The 18,319-nt window shown below is 71.0% G+C and carries 15 protein-coding genes and 1 tRNA gene; 10 read left to right on the forward strand and 6 right to left on the reverse strand.

Annotated elements, in window-relative coordinates; genetic code table 11:
• Positions 1–33 precede the first annotated feature (33 nt).
• The 6 genes from ACZ6RC_RS27410 (at position 34) to ACZ6RC_RS27435 (ending at position 6,706) form a co-directional block, all read left to right on the forward strand.
• Positions 34–525 carry an FtsB family cell division protein gene (locus ACZ6RC_RS27410; RefSeq protein ID WP_469587977.1) on the forward strand — a complete coding sequence of 164 codons (492 nt, stop codon included), beginning with the start codon at positions 34–36 and terminating at the stop codon, positions 523–525.
• A 55-nt stretch (positions 526–580) separates the two neighbouring features.
• Positions 581–1,132, forward strand: a complete 552-nt coding sequence (locus ACZ6RC_RS27415; RefSeq protein ID WP_391145543.1) for a DUF501 domain-containing protein — start codon at positions 581–583, stop codon at positions 1,130–1,132.
• On the forward strand, positions 1,129–2,052 hold the full coding sequence (locus ACZ6RC_RS27420) for a Ppx/GppA phosphatase family protein (protein WP_469587981.1): 924 nt from the start codon (positions 1,129–1,131) through the stop codon (positions 2,050–2,052). The genes ACZ6RC_RS27415 and ACZ6RC_RS27420 overlap by 4 nt, the downstream gene beginning before the upstream one ends.
• Positions 2,053–2,420: 368 nt before the next feature.
• Positions 2,421–3,803 carry an NAD(P)/FAD-dependent oxidoreductase gene (locus ACZ6RC_RS27425; protein WP_391145540.1) on the forward strand — a complete coding sequence of 461 codons (1,383 nt, stop codon included), beginning with the start codon at positions 2,421–2,423 and terminating at the stop codon, positions 3,801–3,803.
• A 224-nt stretch (positions 3,804–4,027) separates the two neighbouring features.
• Complete coding sequence (locus ACZ6RC_RS27430) at positions 4,028–5,332, forward strand: class I SAM-dependent methyltransferase (protein ID WP_469587984.1); 1,305 nt, start codon at positions 4,028–4,030, stop codon at positions 5,330–5,332.
• A 138-nt stretch (positions 5,333–5,470) separates the two neighbouring features.
• On the forward strand, positions 5,471–6,706 hold the full coding sequence (locus ACZ6RC_RS27435; protein ID WP_469587987.1) for a phospholipase D-like domain-containing protein: 1,236 nt from the start codon (positions 5,471–5,473) through the stop codon (positions 6,704–6,706).
• Between the two features lie 85 nt (positions 6,707–6,791).
• On the opposite strand, the gene ACZ6RC_RS27440 is transcribed toward ACZ6RC_RS27435, so the two are convergent.
• Positions 6,792–9,323, reverse strand: a complete 2,532-nt coding sequence (locus ACZ6RC_RS27440) for an ABC transporter permease (protein ID WP_469587990.1) — start codon at positions 9,321–9,323, stop codon at positions 6,792–6,794.
• An 82-nt stretch (positions 9,324–9,405) separates the two neighbouring features.
• Positions 9,406–10,176 carry an ABC transporter ATP-binding protein gene (locus tag ACZ6RC_RS27445; protein ID WP_391145534.1) on the reverse strand — a complete coding sequence of 257 codons (771 nt, stop codon included), beginning with the start codon at positions 10,174–10,176 and terminating at the stop codon, positions 9,406–9,408.
• A 400-nt stretch (positions 10,177–10,576) separates the two neighbouring features.
• Here ACZ6RC_RS27445 and ACZ6RC_RS27450 point away from each other — a divergent pair.
• Both ACZ6RC_RS27450 and ACZ6RC_RS27455 read left to right on the forward strand, forming a co-directional pair.
• Positions 10,577–10,658, forward strand: a tRNA-Leu gene (locus ACZ6RC_RS27450).
• Between the two features lie 142 nt (positions 10,659–10,800).
• Positions 10,801–11,688 carry a Bax inhibitor-1/YccA family protein gene (locus ACZ6RC_RS27455; RefSeq protein ID WP_391145531.1) on the forward strand — a complete coding sequence of 296 codons (888 nt, stop codon included), beginning with the start codon at positions 10,801–10,803 and terminating at the stop codon, positions 11,686–11,688.
• Positions 11,689–11,873: 185 nt separating this feature from the next.
• Here ACZ6RC_RS27455 and ACZ6RC_RS27460 read toward each other — a convergent pair whose 3' ends face one another.
• Positions 11,874–12,104: a DUF4287 domain-containing protein gene (locus ACZ6RC_RS27460; RefSeq protein WP_365715911.1), complete on the reverse strand. Its 231-nt coding sequence runs from the start codon at positions 12,102–12,104 to the stop codon at positions 11,874–11,876.
• A 100-nt stretch (positions 12,105–12,204) separates the two neighbouring features.
• Here ACZ6RC_RS27460 and ACZ6RC_RS27465 point away from each other — a divergent pair, with 100 nt between their 5' ends.
• Complete coding sequence (locus ACZ6RC_RS27465; protein WP_469587995.1) at positions 12,205–12,534, forward strand: hypothetical protein; 330 nt, start codon at positions 12,205–12,207, stop codon at positions 12,532–12,534.
• A gap of 139 nt (positions 12,535–12,673) precedes the next feature.
• Here ACZ6RC_RS27465 and ACZ6RC_RS27470 read toward each other — a convergent pair whose 3' ends face one another.
• From ACZ6RC_RS27470 to ACZ6RC_RS27480, 3 genes are all read right to left on the reverse strand, one after another.
• Positions 12,674–13,516 carry a hypothetical protein gene (locus tag ACZ6RC_RS27470; protein ID WP_469587998.1) on the reverse strand — a complete coding sequence of 281 codons (843 nt, stop codon included), beginning with the start codon at positions 13,514–13,516 and terminating at the stop codon, positions 12,674–12,676.
• A 381-nt stretch (positions 13,517–13,897) separates the two neighbouring features.
• The gene (locus ACZ6RC_RS27475; protein WP_391145523.1) at positions 13,898–15,118 is read right to left on the reverse strand and encodes an acetyl-CoA C-acetyltransferase; all 1,221 of its coding nucleotides are present in this window, start codon (positions 15,116–15,118) and stop codon (positions 13,898–13,900) included.
• Positions 15,119–15,354: 236 nt separating this feature from the next.
• Positions 15,355–16,377, reverse strand: a complete 1,023-nt coding sequence (locus ACZ6RC_RS27480; protein WP_469588001.1) for an SGNH/GDSL hydrolase family protein — start codon at positions 16,375–16,377, stop codon at positions 15,355–15,357.
• A gap of 104 nt (positions 16,378–16,481) precedes the next feature.
• Between ACZ6RC_RS27480 and ACZ6RC_RS27485 the strand changes: the two genes are divergently transcribed.
• Entirely contained in the window at positions 16,482–17,879 is a 1,398-nt protein-coding gene (locus ACZ6RC_RS27485) for a cystathionine beta-synthase (RefSeq protein ID WP_391145517.1), read from the forward strand.
• The last annotated feature ends 440 nt before the right edge of the window (positions 17,880–18,319 follow it).

The following is an 18,319-nucleotide window of genomic DNA, read 5'->3' on the forward strand; positions in this document are numbered from 1 at the left end:
GCGTGAGGGAACGGACAGGGGAGGCGACACGACATGGCCGCGAAGAACCGGGACCGCTTCTCGACCGCGACCCGGATCAGGCTGCTCGGGGAGCAGACCGCCGCCCGTGTCTACCGCTCCCAGACCCGCCGTCAGGCCCGCCGCTCCCGGCTCACCGGCCGCGCGGCCCTCCTCGCCCTGATCGTCTGCTCGCTGGTCGTGGCGCTCGCCTATCCCATGCGGCAGTACGTCTCCCAGCAGGGCGAGATCGCCGAGCAGGAGCGCCAGGCCGCCGAGGCCGCGGCCCGGGTCGAGGAGCTGCGGGACGAGAAGGCACGGCTCCAGGACCCGGCGTACGTCCGCCGCCTCGCCCGCGAGCATTTGCACTACGTCCTCCCCGGCGAGACCGGTTTCACCGTGAACGACCCCGAGGCGGAGCGCGCCCGCCGCGCCGAGCAGGGGGCGGCCGGCCGCCCGTGGTACTCCAACCTCTGGGACGGCGTCGACCGCGCCGACGCGCCCCGTGAACACGCGGGCGCGAGATGATGGTGTGACGGCAACACGCCCCGCACCGCCCACCGACGAGAAGACAGACGCAGGCATGGAAACGCCCCCTCCGCAGACCGCACGCACCGAGCCGACCGAGGCGGACGTCGCCGCATTCGAGGCGCAGCTCGGCCGCCCGCCCCGCGGGCTGCGCGCCATCGCGCACCGCTGCCCGTGCGGCAACCCGGACGTCGTCGAGACCGCGCCGCGGCTCCCGGACGGCACCCCCTTCCCCACCACGTACTACCTGACCTGCCCCCGCGCCGCCTCCGCCATCGGCACCCTGGAGGCGAACGGGGTCATGAAGGAGATGCAGGCCCGGCTCTCCACCGATCCGGAGCTGGCCGCCGCCTACCGGGCCGCGCACGAGGACTACATCGCCCGCCGGGACGCGATCGAGGTCCTGGAGGGCTTCCCGAGCGCCGGCGGCATGCCGGACCGGGTGAAGTGCCTGCACGTCCTGGTCGGCCACTCGCTGGCCGCCGGACCGGGGGTCAACCCGTTCGGCGACGAGGCGATCGCGATGCTGCCGGAGTGGTGGGCCAAGGGCCCCTGCGTCACCCCGTGCGGGGAGAAGGACGAGGAGAAGAAGGAGGGGACGGCGTGACCGGCGCGACCCGGGTCGCCGCCATCGACTGCGGCACCAACTCCATCCGTCTCCTCGTCGCCGACGTCGACCCCGGCACCGGCGAGCTGACCGAGCTCGACCGGCGGATGACGATCGTCCGGCTCGGCCAGGGCGTCGACCGGACGGGGCGGCTGGCCCCCGAGGCCCTGGAGCGCACCTTCGCCGCCTGCCGGGAGTACGCCGCCGTCATCGCGAAGCTGGGCGCGCACAAGCTCCGGTTCGTGGCCACCTCCGCCTCGCGGGACGCCGAGAACCGCGACGAGTTCGTCGACGGCGTGATCGAGATCCTGGGCGTCCGGCCCGAGGTGATCAGCGGCGACCAGGAGGCCGAGTTCTCCTTCACCGGTGCCACCTCCGAGCTGCCCGGCGCCGGCCGCTGTCTGGTGGTGGACATCGGCGGCGGCTCCACCGAGTTCGTCGTCGGCGACCGTCACGTCGAGGCGGCCCGCTCCGTCGACATCGGCTGCGTCCGGCTGACGGAGCGGCACGTGCGCAGCGACCCGCCGGCCCCCGCCGAGATCGAGGCGGTGCGGGCCGACGTCCGGGCCGCGCTCGACCTGGCCGCGGGGACGGTGCCGATCGCGGAAGCCGGGACGCTCGTCGGGCTCGCCGGCTCCGTGACGACGGTCGCGGCCATCGCGCTCGGTCTGACGGAGTACGACTCCACCGCGATCCACCACTCCCGGATCTCCCGCGACCAGGTCGCCGAGGTGACCGGCCGGCTGCTGGCGGCCGGCCACGACGAGCGGGCGGCGATCCCCGTCATCCACCCGGGACGGGTCGACGTCATCGCCGTCGGGGCCCTGGTGCTGCTGGAGATCATGGAGCGCACGGGCGCCGCGGAGGTCGTCGTCAGCGAGCACGACATCCTCGACGGAATCGCCCTGTCCGTGGCATAACGGACAGTCTTCGGGGGTCCCCGCCGGGAGCCGCCGAGAAAGTTCGTGAAGTTCTTCACAAGGAAAAGCGCCCCGAGGGGGGTCAGGGAGGGCCATCAGGGCCTCCGAGGCCCCCACCGGGGCGCTTTCGTAGGTCGAGGACCCGTTCGCACTCTGTTTCCATCGTGTGAACGCACCACCCGGTTCAGGGTTAACGACAGCTCTCCAGGCCAGTTCAACAGGGGTGAACAACGCCCGCCGATACCCGGTGGTTCCTTTGCAGCACCATGACCTGGGTCACGTGGGCCGCGCAGTGTAGCAGAGGTACCGGAAGAGCTTGTGAAGGGGCGCACGAGCGACCCCCCTCGGAGGGGTGGATACTCGATGGCATGAGCACCACGGAGCGTCCCAGGATCCTCGTAGTAGGCGGTGGGTACGTAGGCCTGTACGCAGCTCGACGCATTCTCAAGAAGATGCGTTACGGCGAGGCGACCGTCACGGTCGTCGACCCGCGCTCGTACATGACGTACCAGCCCTTCCTCCCCGAAGCCGCCGCAGGCAGCATCTCGCCGAGGCACGTCGTCGTCCCCCTGCGACGCGTCGTGCGCGGAGCCGAGGTGCTCACCGGCCGCGTCACCACCATCGATCAGGACCGCAAGGTCGCCACGGTCGCGCCGCTCGTCGGCGAGGCCTACGAGCTGCCCTTCGACTACCTGGTCATCGCGATGGGCGCGGTCTCCCGCACGTTCCCGATCCCCGGCCTGGCCGAGCAGGGCATCGGCATGAAGGGCGTGGAGGAGGCCATCGGCCTGCGCAACCACGTCCTGGAGCAGCTGGACAAGGCCGACTCGACGACCGACGAGGACGTCCGCCGCAAGGCGCTGACCTTCGTCTTCGTGGGCGGCGGCTTCGCCGGCGCGGAGACCATCGGCGAGGTCGAGGACATGGCCCGCGACGCGGCGAAGTACTACACCAACGTGAAGCGCGAGGACATGCGCTTCATCCTGGTCGACGCCGCCGACAAGATCCTTCCCGAGGTCGGCCCGGAGCTGGGCCGCTGGGGCAAGGAGCACCTCGAGGGCCGCGGTGTCGAGATCTACCTCTCGACGTCGATGGACTCCTGCGTCGACGGCCACGTCGTGCTGAAGAACGGCCTCGAGGTCGACTCCAACACGATCGTCTGGACCGCCGGCGTGAAGCCGAACCCGGCGCTCGCCCGCTTCGGTCTCCCGCTCGGCCCGCGCGGCCACGTGGACACCTCCGAGAAGCTCCAGGTCCAGGGCACCGACTACATCTGGGCCGCCGGCGACAACGCCCAGGTCCCGGACGTCGCCTCCCGCAAGGCCGGCGTCGAGAACGCCTGGTGCCCGCCGAACGCCCAGCACGCGCTGCGCCAGGCGAAGGTCCTCGGCGACAACGTGGTCTCGGGCATGCGGGGCTTCCCGCAGAAGACGTACGAGCACTCCAACAAGGGTGCGGTGGCGGGCCTCGGCCTCCACAAGGGCGTCGCGATGATCGTCATGGGCAAGGCGAAGATCAAGCTCAAGGGCCGTCTCGCCTGGTACATGCACCGTGGCTACCACGGCATGGCCGTGCCGACGTGGAACCGTAAGATCCGCGTCTTCGCCGACTGGACCCTCGCGATGTTCCTCAAGCGCGAGGTCGTCTCCCTCGGTGCGATGGAGACGCCGCGCGAGGAGTTCTACGAGGCGGCCAAGCCGGCTCCGGCGCCCGTCGCCGCGCCGGCCCAGGAGAAGGCCAAGGCCTCCTGACCCGGCTCGCGCCCCACCGGCACGACGAGCGGCCCCCCTCATAGGCCGCCGCCGCGCCCGCAGTGCCCCGCAGTACCCGAAAGGGCCGTCCGCCATCCGTGGTGCGGACGGCCCTTCGGCTGTTTTACCGAGTCGTTGTGCCACGGCGGGACTGGTTTCGCCTACGGACGGTGTTTACGTGGTGACGAACATTTCTGGGGCACGACATCACGGAGGTGTGCACCATGGCCGACGCCGCATCGCGGCTGACCACTCTCGCCGAGGATCTGCTGGGAGCCCCGCTCCCGGTGCGCCTGCGCGCCTGGGACGGCAGCGAAGCCGGACCCGCCGACGGCCCCGTCCTGATCGTCCGCGAGCGCCGGGCCCTGCGCCGGCTGCTCTGGAAACCCGGCGAACTGGGCCTGGCCCGCGCCTGGGTGTCCGGCGAGATCGACGTCGAGGGCGACCTGTACGACGTCCTGGACCGGCTCGCCGGGCTCGTCTGGGAGCGCTCGGAGGAGACCAGGAGCGCCCTGGAGGCCGTACGCGACCCCCGGCTCCGGGCCGCGGCCGGGGCGCTGCTGAAGCTGGCGGGCCCGCTTCCGCCTCCCGCGCCACCCGCCGAGGAGGTGCGCCGCCGCAGCGGCGCCCTGCACACCAAGCTCCGCGACCGGCAGGCGATCGGGCACCACTACGACGTGGGCAACGACTTCTACGCCCTGGTCCTCGGGCCCTCGATGGTCTACTCCTGCGCCTACTGGACCGAGGCCGGCACGCTGGAGGAGGCGCAGCGCGACAAGCTCGACCTCATCGCCCGCAAGCTGCGCCTGACCGAGGGCGACCGGCTCCTCGACGTCGGCTGCGGCTGGGGGTCCATGGCCATCCACGCCGCCCGTGAGTACGGCGTCCGGGTCGTCGGCATCACCCTCTCCCGCGAGCAGGCCGTCCACGCCCGCAAGCGGATCGCCGAGGAGGGCCTCACCGACCGGATCGAGATCCGGGTGCAGGACTACCGCGACGTCAGGGACGGTCCGTACGACGCCATTTCGTCGATCGGCATGGCCGAGCACGTCGGCGAGGTCCGCTACCGCGAGTACGCCGACACGCTGTACGCGCTCCTCAAGCCGGGGGGCCGGCTGCTCAACCACCAGATCTCCCGCCGCCCCACCCCCGACGAAGGCGCCTACGAGATCGACCCGTTCATCGACGCTTACGTCTTCCCGGACGGGGAGCTGGCGCCGATGGGCCGCACGCTCGCCACGCTGGAGGACGCCGGCTTCGAGGTGCGGGACGTGGAGGCCATCCGCGAGCACTACGCCCTGACGCTGCGCCGCTGGGTGGCCAACCTGGAGAGCCGGTGGGCCGAGGCCGTGCGGATGGTCTCGCCGGGCCGGGCGAGAGTCTGGCGGCTGTACATGGCGGCCTCGGCGGTCTCCTTCGAGCGCAACCGGATCGGCGTCAACCAGTTCCTCGCGGTGAAGACGCCGGAGGAGGGGACGTCCGGGGTGGCTCTGCGGCCGCGCGTGTGGAACGAGCCGCTCCAGCGTTGATACGTTCGGGACTTCGGGCTCGGACGAGGGCGCCGGTGCGAACCGGCGCCCTTCTCTTCCGGGTCCGCATTGTCATGCATATGCCGCATACCGAGGTATGCCGGACATGCGCCGTTCAGGTTCGAGGGGGAACCCACCGTGCACCGCCCGACCCGTCTGCTGCTCACCCTGGCCGCCACCGCCGGCCTCCTGGCCACCGCGGCCCTCCCCGGCAACGCGGCCCCGCCGGCCGCGGCCCCGGCCGCCGCCACCGCCGCAGAGGCCGTGACCACCACCGCCACCTTCAACGACCCGGCCGGGGACAGCGTCGCGCAGAGCCGCATCCGGGACCACATCATCGGGCTGATCGACCAGGCCCCGGCCGGCTCCGCCATCACCGCCGGCCTCTACACCTTCACCGAGAACACGGTCACCGACGCGCTCGCCGCCGCCAAGACCCGCGGCGTCGCCGTCAAGGTGATCCTGGACCACGCCTCCGTCACCACGGACGGCGGCGAGTACACCCGCCTCGCCGCACGCCTCGGCACCGACCGCACCCAGGACTCCTGGGTCTTCGCCTGCCCCAAGGGCCGCGGCTGCATCGGCACCCGCAAGCTGCCCAATGACCCCGACGGCGCCATCAACCACAACAAGTTCTTCCTCTTCTCCTCCACCGGAGGAGCGAACGACGTCGTGGTGCAGACCTCGGCCAACATGACCAACCTCCAGCGCACCGACCTCTTCAACAACGCCGTCACCATCGTCGACAGCGGCCTCTACGCGATCTACCGCGCCTACTGGGCCGACCTCCTCGCCTACGGCACCTCCGCCACCGGCCTGAGCCACTACTACAAGACCCCCGAGAGCGGCCCGTACAAGGCGTACTTCTTCCCCCGCAAGGAAGCCGCCGGCACCACCTTCGACAAGGACGCCTCCACCGACACCGTCAAGCTGATCCTGGACAACGTCGGCTGCGCCGGCGGCACCCGGGTGCGGATGGCCGCCAACCTCTTCACCCGTGTCGAGGTCGCCGCCAAGCTCGTCGCCCTGAAGAACGCCGGCTGCTCGGTGACCCTCGCCCACGACGGCGCGCCCGACTCCATGAACGACGGCGTCGAGAACACCATCTCCGGCAAGCTCACCCAGCGCGTGGAGTGCCAGGAGGACCGCGGGCCCGGCCTCGTCAAGGTCGGGCTCCACTCCAAGTACCTGCTCGTGGAGGGCACGTACAACGGCGTCGCCGACCGGAAGCTGGTCTTCACCGGCAGCCACAACTACACCTACCCGGCGCTGCGGGCCAACGACGAGACGCTGCTGAAGATCGACGACGCGGCGCTGTACGACCAGTTCAAGGCCGACCACGACCACCTGATGAGCTACTGCGCGGGAAGCTGACGCGCCGGCAGGACGCGGACGCGGCGAAGGCCGGACACCTCGGAGGTGTCCGGCCTTCGCCGTCCGCGCGCGGTCCGTGCCGCCGCTACTCGGTCTTGATCGCGGTCAGCATGTTCAGCCGCGCCGCGCTGCGGGCCGGCCACAGCGAGGCCAGCACGCCCACCAGACCGGCGAGGACGAGGAAGACACCGATCCGGTCCCACGGCAGCACCAGCGCGTAGCCCGGCAGGCTCTCCCGCATGGTCTCGCCGATCGCCCAGCCGAGGAACGAGCCGAGACCGATGCCGACCACCGCGCCGAAGAGCGAGATGACCACGGCCTCCAGCCGGACCATCCGCTTCACCCGGCGCCGGTCAAGCCCGATCGCCCGCAGCATGCCGATCTCCTGCTGCCGCTCGAACACCGACATGGCCAGGGTGTTCACGACACCGAGCACCGCGATGATCAGCGCCATCGCCAGCAGCCCGTACATGATGTTCAGGAGCAGGTTGATCTGGCCGCCGAACAGGTCACGGATGTCCTTCTGGTCCATGACGGTGACGGCCGGGTTGTCGCCCATCGCCTCCACGAGCGCCTTCTCGTTGGCCGCGGACGCGCCGCCGTCCATCGAGACGAAGATCTGCGGGATGTAGGACTGCTGCTCGTGGGCGATGAGGAGCTTCGCGTCGATCACGACCGGCGAGACGAACTCGCTGTCCTCGAAGATCGCGCCGACCGTCAGCCTGTTCTTCTGCTTGTCGCCGTACTCGACCGGGAGCGTGTCGCCGACCTTCCAGCCCTGCTTGGCCGCCGTCTTCTCGGCGATCGCGATCCGCCCCTGGCCCAGCGAGCCCAGCGAGCCCTGCACGGTGTCGAGCTTGATCAGCTTCTCGATGTCGCCGGGGGTGACACCGGAGGCCGAGACGTCCTTGCCCTTCAGCGTGAGCCAGCCGGCCAGCTGCGGCGAGACCGCGGTCGCGCCCGGGGTCTTCTCGATCGCGGCGAGCGCGTCCTTGTTCATGCCGTCGCCGCTGGCCATCGAGATCATGTAGTCGGCGCGGATCTGGTCCGTCGTCATCTTGTCCAGCGCCGCACCCACCGTCGTACCGAGCACGGACAGGCCGGTGACCAGGGTCAGACCGATGGCGAGCGCGGAGGCGGTGGCGCCGGTACGGCGCGGGTTGCGGACCGCGTTGAGACCGGCCAGCTTGCCGGCGACCCCGAAGACGCCCACGAAGAGCGGACGGATCACGGCGATCACCGGGCGGGAGAGCAGCGGGATCAGCACGATCACACCGACGAGGGTGACGAAGGCGCCGCCCGCGATGAGCATCCGGCCGTCGTCGCCGCCCTTGCCGGCACCGAGCACGATCATGATCGCGCCGAGCGCGGTGAGCGCGGCGCCGATGGAGTTGCGGACCACGAGCGACTTGGTCGTCGCGGCGGCGTGGACGCTGCTCATCGCGGCGACCGGCGGGATCTTCGCGGCGCGGCGGCCGGGCAGCCAGGCGGCGAGCATGGTGATCAGGACGCCGACGGAGAGCGCGGCGATGACCGGGGTGCTGCCGAGGACCAGCGGGCCGCCCGGCACCTTCATGTCGAAGGCGTTCATGCCCGACCGCAGACCGACCGCCAGGGCCACGCCCAGGCCGTAGCCGACGACGGAGGCGACCAGGCCGACCAGACCGGCCTCCGCCAGCACGGAACGGGTGATCTGCTTGCGCGAGGCGCCGACGGCGCGCATCAGCGCGAGTTCCCTGGTGCGCTGGGCGACCAGCATGGTGAAGGTGTTGGAGATCAGGAAGACACCGACGAAGAGCGCGATGCCGGCGAAGCCGAGCAGCACCTGGTTGAGCGCGCCGAGCCCCGCCTCGATCTCCCGGGCCTGCTCGTCGGCGAGCGCCTTGCCGGTCTGGGCGGTGGCCGCCTTCGGGACCACCTTCAGGACCTCGTCCAGGAGCTTGTCGGCGTCCGTGCCGGGCGTGGCGACGACGGTCGCGTCCCGGTAGAAGCCCGCCTTCAGGTACTGCTGCTGCGCGACGGAGGTGTCGAAGAGGACCAGGCTGCCGCCGGCGCTGACGGCGCCGTCCTCGGTGGTGAAGACACCGGAGAGGGTGTACTCCTTCACCGGGCCGTTGGTCGCGACGCGGACGCGGTCGCCGACCTGGTAGCCGCCCTTGTCGGCGGTGTCCTTGTCGAGCGCGACCTGGCCGTCCTCCACCGGGCCCGCGCCCTGGACGAAGGCGTACGACCGGTCCTTGCCGTCGGAGCCGGGGGCGAAGTTGGTGCCCTTGTTGGACCAGCCGACGCCGATCAGCTTGCCGTCCTTGTCGGGCACGCCGGCGAAGCCGTCGACCCGGCCGGTGACGCCGGCGACGCCGTCGAGCTTGCCGAGGCGGTCGAGGACGTCCTCGGAGAGGCCCGGCGTCTTCGCGGCCTCCTCGGGGGGCGGATACATGCTGACGGCGACGGCGACGTCGTCGTAGCTCTTGGCCGACTGGCTGCGGAAGGCCTGGGAGAGGGTGTCGGTGAAGACCAGGGTGCCGGAGACGAAGGCGACGCCGAGCATGACGGCGAGCACGGTCATCAGCAGCCTGGCCTTGTGCGCGAGCACGTTGCGCAAGGCGGTACGGAGCATGGGTGTGTCCTGGAGTGGAGAGCCCCCTGCCGGGGGCGGAACGTCGAAGGGCCGCGGACCGGGGCGGAGCCCCGGGGGTGGGTCAGCTCGTGCGGCCCTTGGCGTCGAACGCCTTCATCCGGTCGAGCACGCCGTCCGCCGTCGGGCTGATCATCTCGTCGACGATCCGGCCGTCCGCGAGGAAGATCACCCGGTCCGCGTAGGAGGCGGCCACCGGGTCGTGCGTCACCATGACGACCGTCTGCCCCAGCTCCCGTACGGAATTGCGCAGGAAGCCCAGCACCTCCGCGCCGGAGCGGGAGTCCAGGTTTCCGGTCGGCTCGTCACCGAAGATGATCTCGGGGCGGGAGGCGAGGGCGCGCGCCACGGCGACGCGCTGCTGCTGGCCGCCGGAGAGCTGCGTGGGCCGGTGGCCGAGCCGGCCGGACAGGCCGATCATGTCGATGACCCGCTCCACCCACTGCTTGTCGGGCTTGCGGCCCGCGATGTCCATCGGCAGAGTGATGTTCTCCATCGCCGTCAGCGTCGGCAGCAGGTTGAACGCCTGGAAGATGAAGCCGATCTTGTCCCGGCGCAGCTGCGTGAGCTGCTTGTCCTTCAGGGTGCCGAGCTCCGTCTCGCCGAGCCGGACGGAGCCGGAGCTGAAGGAGTCGAGACCGGCGACGCAGTGCATCAGGGTCGACTTGCCGGAGCCGGAAGGGCCCATGATCGCGGTGAACTCTCCCTGCCGGAAGTCCACGGTGACCCGGTCCAGGGCGACCACCTGGGTCTCGCCCTGCCCGTAGACCTTCGAGAGCTCCGTGGCGCGGGCTGCCACCGCGGTGGCGCGGGACACGGTGGGGGTGGTGGTCACGAGGGAGACTCCTGTCACTGCGGGACGTTCGGGAACCTCTCCATCGTGTCGAGCGTTACGGCCCCGGTCGTCCGCCCACATGCCCGTTCCCGGGGCAGTCTCGAGTCGGACCGGGCGGCCCGCCCCTCCTCCTGAGGTATGACGGCGCCCCTGAGACGCCCGCCGGAGCCCCGCGGGCCCGGTACCCCGCGGGGGAATCCGTCACCGGGCGGCGACTTTCCGTCATTCCCGAGTGTGCGCCTTTGCGCCTGCGAGCCCCGTCACACTTCGTCAGAAAGGCCCCGACCTGCACTGACGCACCCTCAGGCGTCAATAAAATAAGACAACATCGGGTTGCCGTTCCGCTGAACGAGGGACGCGTCCCGATAGGCTCATGTGCCAACGCGGAGCCGCCCGCCATGCCCGGATGGTGGAATGCAGACACGGCGAGCTTAAACCTCGCTGGCCTTCGGGCCGTACCGGTTCGAGTCCGGTTCCGGGCACAGCTCCCCGTATCCCGCCCGGTGGCGGCCGACGGGCCCTTTCGACGATCCTGGAAAGATCCTCCCCCAGCACGAGGGAGATTCTTTTGCTTCCGCATTACTCTTGACGCAAGGCCGCGCAGTGCGGCCATGGAGGAGTGAGATGAGGAGCAGCAACCCGGTCTTCTCGCGACGGGGGTTCAGCCGCGACAACGGCTACGCCGGCTTCAACGCGCAGCAGCCGCAGGCCGGGGGCCCCGCCGTCGGAACGAACCCGTACGCCGAAGGCGCCGCGAACCCGTACGCGACCAACCCCTACGCCACCGACCCGAGCGCCCAGCTCGGCGCCCCGCCGCAGACCCGCGGCGACGTGATGACGATCGACGACGTCGTGAGCCGTACGGCCATGACGCTCGGCACGGTCGTGCTCACCGCCGTCCTGTCGTGGGTCCTGCTGCCCGTCGACTCGGCGAACATCGGCACGTCCTACGGCATCGCCATCGGCGCGGCCCTGGTGGCCTTCGTCCTGGCGATGGTGCAGTCCTTCAAGCGCAAGGCCTCGCCGGCCCTGATCCTGGCGTACGCCGCCTTCGAGGGCGTCTTCCTCGGCGTGATCTCCAGCGCCGTCTCCACCTACATCTCCCCGGGTGTGGTGGTCCAGGCGGTCCTGGGCACGATGGCGGTCTTCGCCGGTGTGCTGATCGCCTACAAGATGCGCTGGATCCGCGTCACCCGCCGCTTCTACGGCTTCGTGATCGCGGCCGCCATCGGCTTCATGCTGCTGATGGCGGTGAACCTCCTGTTCGCCGTCTTCGGCGGCGGTGACGGCCTGGGCTTCCGCAGCGGCGGCCTCGGCATCCTGTTCGGCGTCATCGGCATCATCCTCGGCGCCTGCTTCCTCGCCCTCGACTTCAAGCAGGTCGAGGACGGCGTGACGTACGGCGCCCCGCGCGAGGAGTCCTGGCTGGCGGCCTTCGGCCTCACCATGACCCTGGTGTGGATCTACCTGGAGATGCTGCGTGTGCTGTCGATCCTCCAGGGCGACGACTGACACGTCGGCCGGGTACGCCCGGAACCGCGTGACAGCGTGACCGTATGACGAAGGGCCCGTCCGGCGACTGCCGGGCGGGCCCTTTCGCTGTGTCGTGAGCTTCCGCTTCCGGTTCGCGGGGTCCGTTCCGGTGCGCTTCCGGTGCGCGGGGTTCCGCGGGCTCGCCGCGGGGGCGGGAGGGGGTGTCAGAGCAGTCTGCGGGCCGCCCGTCGGAGGTCGTACTCATGGATGATGGCCTTCGCGTGGCTGTACGCGAGGTCGTGTTCGCCCCGGAGCCAGCTGACCTTCTCCTCGAAACGGACGAGGGAGGGGCCTTCCTCTACGGCGCGAAGCCAGTCGGACACCTCACGACCGGTGCAGTGCGGGATGCGGGCGAGCAGATTGCGATGGGTCTCTTCGGAGAAGACGTGGGACATCGGCGCCTCCGGACGCGTGTTGCCGTGTGCTCCTTCCCGCCACCGTGCCTGAGCGAAGGCTCGTTGGCAACAGTCCCCGGAGGGCGCGTAGGGTCGCGGAGTGCGTGATACGAGTGAACTGAGCGCCGCCGTCGAGCGCTTCGCCGACCGGCTGCGGGCCGCCCCGCAGAGCCGCCTCCAGCGCGGGGCCGCCGCCGAAGGACTGGCGCTGGCCAGGGAATTGGCGCGGCGCGCCCAGCGGATCGAGGAGCCCGGGGCCACCGAGCGGGTCATGCCGGACGCGGGGGTCTTCACCGTGGCGGACCAACTCGTGGTCGCGGGGAACGATCTGGCGGAAGTTCTGCGGACGGCCCCGGACGGTGTCCTCGAAGGGGACCTGGGCGAGGCCGTGGATCTTGTACGCGAGGCGACGCGGCGGGCGGGGCTCTGAGAGGCCGCCGCAAGCCCGCCGAAAGCCCGCAGGATGCGAGGGGCGTCGGGCCCGAGGGTCAGGGCCCGGACGGGGCTCGGGGGCCCGGGGAAGGGCCCCGTGGGTCAGAGCGGCAGAGCGGCGGAGCGGTCGGAGCGAATCAGAGCGAGGCGATGACGCGGTCCGCCAGGATGTAGACGTTGTCGTCCGTCTCGTCGCCGCAGGAGAACGTCAGGGCGTACGCGCCCGAGACGCCCGAGCCGCCCAGCAGGACGGGCGTGTGGCCCGCGCGCAGCGCCTCGGCGAGGCGTTCCGCCGTCTCGCGGTGACCGGGGGTCATGCAGAGCGTGGTGCCGTCGGCGAACACGTACACGTCGAGCGTGCCGAGCGGGCCGGGCCGCACGTCGGTCAGGGCCGTGGCCGTGTCGGCGAGCTTCTCCAGACGCGACACCGTGCGCTCGTGGTCGGTCACGACCGGCGTCTGCACCGGCACGAAGTCCGGGTGCGAAGGGTGGCGGCGGCGGGCGGCGGCCAGCTCCGGGGAGTCCTCGGCGTACTCGTTCAGCTCCGGGAACTCCTCCAGGACGTTCTCGGCGCCGGCGCCGTCCAGCGCCGCGGCCTCGGCCTCCATGGCCTCCATGGCCATCGCCTCCAGGCCCACGAAGTCGCTCTGGCGCGGGACGTAGAAGGGGCTGTCCTCGACGGAGCCGGACAGGCCGCCCAGCAGGGAGGGGGCGTCGGCCGCGTCACGGGCCTCCTGCGCGGCCCAGAAGGCGCGCGCCTCCGCGAGCTCCCGCTCCCGCTCCTCGGCGAGCGCCTCGGCGACCGCCTCGCGTATCTCGGAGGCGGGCGACTGGCGGGCATGCGGGACGGACACCCCGTGCGCGGTGGTCAGTTCGCTACGCAGAGCGGCGACCTGCTTACGGAGACCATGGGCGGCGTGCAGGGCGGCGGCGCCCACGGCCGTGGCGGCGGCCGTGGTCACCAGCAGGGCAAGAGACATGGCGCTCACTGACGTACTCCCGATTCGAGTCGATCCCCCGACTTCCTACCTCAGCTTGGCGTGGGAGTGCGCGTCCTGTCAGTGCATTACGTCACGAAATGGACAGGTATTTGTGCCCGGTGTTTAGTCCCGGGACCGTTGTGACCTGCGGGAACGACTCTCCCCCGGGACGTAGGTCACATCCTGGGGGAGATTCGGTCACGGCTGGGACGCGGCACGGTTGGGACCCGCACCGAAAGGCCATGGGAGCGCTGGGCCGACCGGCCCTCGCAGCTAGGGGCTCAGCTCAGTCGCTCGCTTTGTTGGTCGCGCTTCGCTTCGCCACCGCTGCGGGCAGGTGCCGCCTTCGTTCCTCAGGCGACCCCTACCCTCCGCTCCGGCTCAGCTCAGCCGCTCGATGACCATCGCCATGCCCTGGCCGCCGCCCACGCACATCGTCTCCAGGCCGAACTGCTTGTCGTGGAACTGCAGGCTGTTGATCAGCGTGCCCGTGATGCGCGCGCCGGTCATGCCGAAGGGGTGGCCGACGGCGATCGCGCCGCCGTTCACGTTCACCTTGTCCAGATCCAGGCCCAGGTCCTGGTACGACGGGATCACCTGCGCGGCGAAAGCCTCGTTGATCTCCGCCAGGTCGATGTCGCCCACCGTCAGGCCGGCGCGCTTGAGGGCCTGCTTGGAGGCCTCGACCGGGCCGAGGCCCATGATCTCGGGAGAGAGGCCCGAGACGCCGGTCGAGACGATCCGGGCGAGCGGCGTCAGACCCAGCTCGCGGGCCTTCGTGTCCGACATGATCACCAGCGCGGCGGCACCGTCGTTCAGCGGGCAGCAGTTGGCGGCGGTGACCAGGCCGTCGGGGCGGAAGACCGGCTTCAGGCCCTGCACGCCCTCCAGGGTGACGCCGGCGCGCGGGCCGTCGTCCGCCGAGACGACCGTGCCGTCCGGGGTCGTCACCGGAGTGATCTCCCGCTCCCAGAAACCGTTCTTGATGGCCTGCTCGGCCAGGTTCTGCGACCGTACGCCGAACTCGTCCATCTCCTGACGGCTGATGCCCTTGAGCCGGGCCAGGTTCTCCGCGGTCTGGCCCATCGCGATGTACGCGTCCGGGACCAGGCCGTCCTCGCGCGGGTCGTGCCAGCTGGAACCCTCCGAGGCGGCCACGGCGGCCGTACGGGCCTCGGCGTCGGCGAAGAGCGGGTTGTGCGTGTCCGGCAGCGAGTCGGAGTTGCCCTTCACGAAGCGCGACACCATCTCGACGCCCGCCGAGATGAAGACGTCGCCCTCGCCGGCCTTGATGGCGTGCAGCGCCATACGGGAGGTCTGCAGCGAGGAGGAGCAGTAGCGGGTGACCGTACAGCCGGGAAGGTGGTCCATCCCCATCTGGACGGCGACGATCCGGCCCAGGTTGTTGCCCTGCTCGCCGCCCGGCAGGCCGCAGCCGAGCATCAGGTCGTCGATGTCCCGCGGGTCGAGCTCGGGAACCTTCGCCAGGGCGGCCTGGACGATGGTCGCGGTCAGGTCGTCGGGACGCAGGTCCTTCAGGGAGCCCTTGAAGGCCCGGCCGATCGGGGAGCGGGCGGTCGAGACGATGACGGCTTCGGGCATCACGGCTCCAGGGAGGGTGCGGGTGCGGTACGGCAGGACTGAAGGGGAAGTTACCCGTACGTACCGCGTTGGTCACCGGCCTGGCCGTGTGATGCGGGCCTCTTTTCTAAGCGAGCGCTCAGTCAAGGCCGGTGCGGGGTGTGGGTGAGGGGCGGCGCCGGGGCCCGGACGCCCCGGCCGAGCGGGCCCCCGGCCGCCGCGAACCGGCCACCCCGCCACCCCACCGCCCCCTCCGGTCATGGCCGACGCGCGTCCTCCGAGGACGGCTCCGGCTCCGGCGCCGCGGTCTCCGGCAGCCGCCGCCGACGGCGGTGCTTGAGCAGTGCCCAGGGCGCCCGCGCCCCCGTGACCTCCGTACCGGCCTCCCTGACCGCCTCCGCCGCCGCCTTCGCCACCGGCAGCATGTTCTCGTGACGGTCCGGCTCCAGACGGTCGGTTTCCGGCCACACGCCGAGCGCCGCGCACAGCGTCGGCAGGACCGCCATCGCCGCCGTCGCGTACCCCTCCGCCGACGGATGGAAGTTGTCCACCCCGAACATCTCCCGCGGATTCGCCGCGAACTCCGGACCCAGCAGATCGCCCAGCGACACCGTCCGCCCGCCCTGCTCCACCACCACGATCGTCTGCGCCGCCGCCAGCTGGCGCGACACCCGCCGGGCCAGCCAGCGCAACGGCTGGTACACCGGCTCGATCGTCCCCAGGTCCGGACAGGTCCCCACCACCACCTCGGCCCCGGCCGTCCGCAGCCGCCGCACGGCCGCCGCCAGATGCCGCACCGACTCCGTCGGCGGCATCCGATGCGTCACATCGTTCGCACCGATCATGATCACGCACACGTCCGGCGGCCCCGCCGCCGCCGACAACAGCAACGACACCTGCCGTTCGAGATCGTCCGACCGCGCCCCCGGCAGCGCCACGTTCCGCAGATCCACCGGACGCTCCGCCACCGCCGCGAGCCCCGACGCCAGCAACGCCCCCGGAGTCTGCCCGGACCGGCGCACCCCCTGACCCGCCGCCGTCGAATCACCCAGAAGGGCCATCCGCAGAGGGGAGGACGCCGGGTCCGAGGCCACGAACGAACGCCCGTACAGGCCCTCCGTCGCCGGTGGCAGCGGCGCCACCCCGCCCCCGACCGACCTCTTCGCCAGCTGCACCTCGGCCAGGAGCACCCCCACCGCCGCCACACCGAGCAGCCCGATGCTCCCACCGCCGTACGCGGCGCCCGCCGCGATCCGCCGTGCCACCCTCGCCCTCGACATGGGGGCAGTCACCTCCTTCAAGCCGTTCAGGGTCTAACTGCCCCGTAACACGCTCCGACTACGCATACGCTTGCCGCACCATTACGGAGACCCCGGAGATTACGGTGCAATTCCACGACTCGATGATCAGCCTCGTCGGCAACACCCCGCTGGTGAAGCTCAACAACGTCACGGCCGGCATCCAGGCGACCGTCCTGGCCAAGGTCGAGTACTTCAACCCCGGCGGCTCGGTCAAGGACCGCATCGCGGTCCGCATGATCGAAGCCGCCGAGGAGAGCGGTGCTCTCAAGCCCGGCGGGACGATCGTCGAACCCACGTCCGGCAACACCGGCGTCGGCCTCGCGATCGTGGCCCAGCAGAAGGGCTACAAGTGCATCTTCGTCTGCCCCGACAAGGTGTCCACTGACAAGATCAACGTACTGCGGGCGTACGGCGCCGAAGTCGTCGTCTGCCCCACCGCCGTCGACCCCGAGCACCCCGACTCGTACTACAACGTCTCGGACCGGCTTGTCAGGGAGACCCCCGGCGCCTGGAAGCCCGACCAGTACTCGAACCCGAACAACCCCCGTTCGCACTACGAGACCACCGGCCCCGAGCTCTGGGAGCAGACGGACGGGAAGATCACCCACTTCGTCGCCGGCATCGGCACCGGCGGCACCATCTCCGGCACCGGCAAATACCTCAAGGAGGTCAGCGGCGGCTCCGTCCGGATCATCGGCGCCGACCCCGAAGGCTCGGTCTACTCCGGCGGCTCCGGCCGCCCGTACCTCGTCGAAGGCGTCGGCGAGGACTTCTGGCCCAGCGCCTACGACCGCGACGGCACCGACCGCATCGTCGCCGTCTCCGACAAGGACTCCTTCCAGATGACCCGCCGCCTCGCCAAGGAGGAAGGCCTCCTCGTCGGCGGCTCCTGCGGCATGGCGGTCGTCGCCGCGCTCGAGGTCGCCCGCGAGCTCGGCCCCGACGACATCGTCGTCGTCATCCTCCCGGACTCCGGCCGCGGCTACCTCTCCAAGATCTTCAACGACGAGTGGATGGCCGACTACGGCTTCCTGGAGGACACCGAGTCCGCCACCGTCGCCGACGTCCTCCGGCACAAGGAAGGCGGCCTGCCCTCCCTCGTCCACATGCACCCCGAGGAGACGGTCGGCCAGGCCATCGAAGTCCTGCGGGAGTACGGCGTCTCCCAGATGCCCATCGTCAAGCCCGGCGCCGGCCACCCCGATGTCATGGCCGCCGAAGTCGTCGGCTCCGTCGTCGAACGCGAACTCCTCGACGCCCTCTTCACCAAGCGCGCCTCCCTCGAGGACCCGCTGGAGCGCCACATGAGCCCGCCGCTGCCGCAGGTCGGCTCCGGCGAGCCCGTCGCCGACCTCATGTCCGTCCTCGGCAAGGCCGACGCCGCGATCGTGCTGGTCGAAGGCAAGCCCACCGGCGTCGTCAGCCGCCAGGACCTCCTCGCCTTCCTCGCCGGCGGAGGGGTCAAGCACGTCGCCAAGTAGGCCGCGAGCGGGCCGCTCGGACGTTCGCGCAAACGGTACGAGCGCGACACGTCGCCGCAGCACCCGCTTAACACGCCCCCGGCACAGTGGTCCTTGTCGGCGTCAAGGACTACGGAGCGGCTCCCGGACCTCCTCCGCACGCCGCGGACGCGGACCCCGGCCCTGACCCGGACCCGCGCCCCTCGCGGGGACCGCCGTCGTCCCGCCCCCCGTTTCACGGGGGTGCGGCGGTCCCCGCCTTATTTTTTTGAGGGCTCGGTTCGCCTCCGGGCGCTCTGTGCGACTGTCGACGGTCGATCGTGCTCGCCCGCTCGTACCTCTTTTCTGGGGCTCGGTTCGCCTCCGGGCGCTCTGTGCGACTGTCGACGGTCGATCGTGCTCGCCCGCTCGTACCTCGCGGGCTGCGCGCGTTCTCCCTTTCGACAGCCGCGCGCCCTTCG

The sequence above is a fragment of the Streptomyces sp. NPDC048353 genome (genome assembly GCF_055587165.1).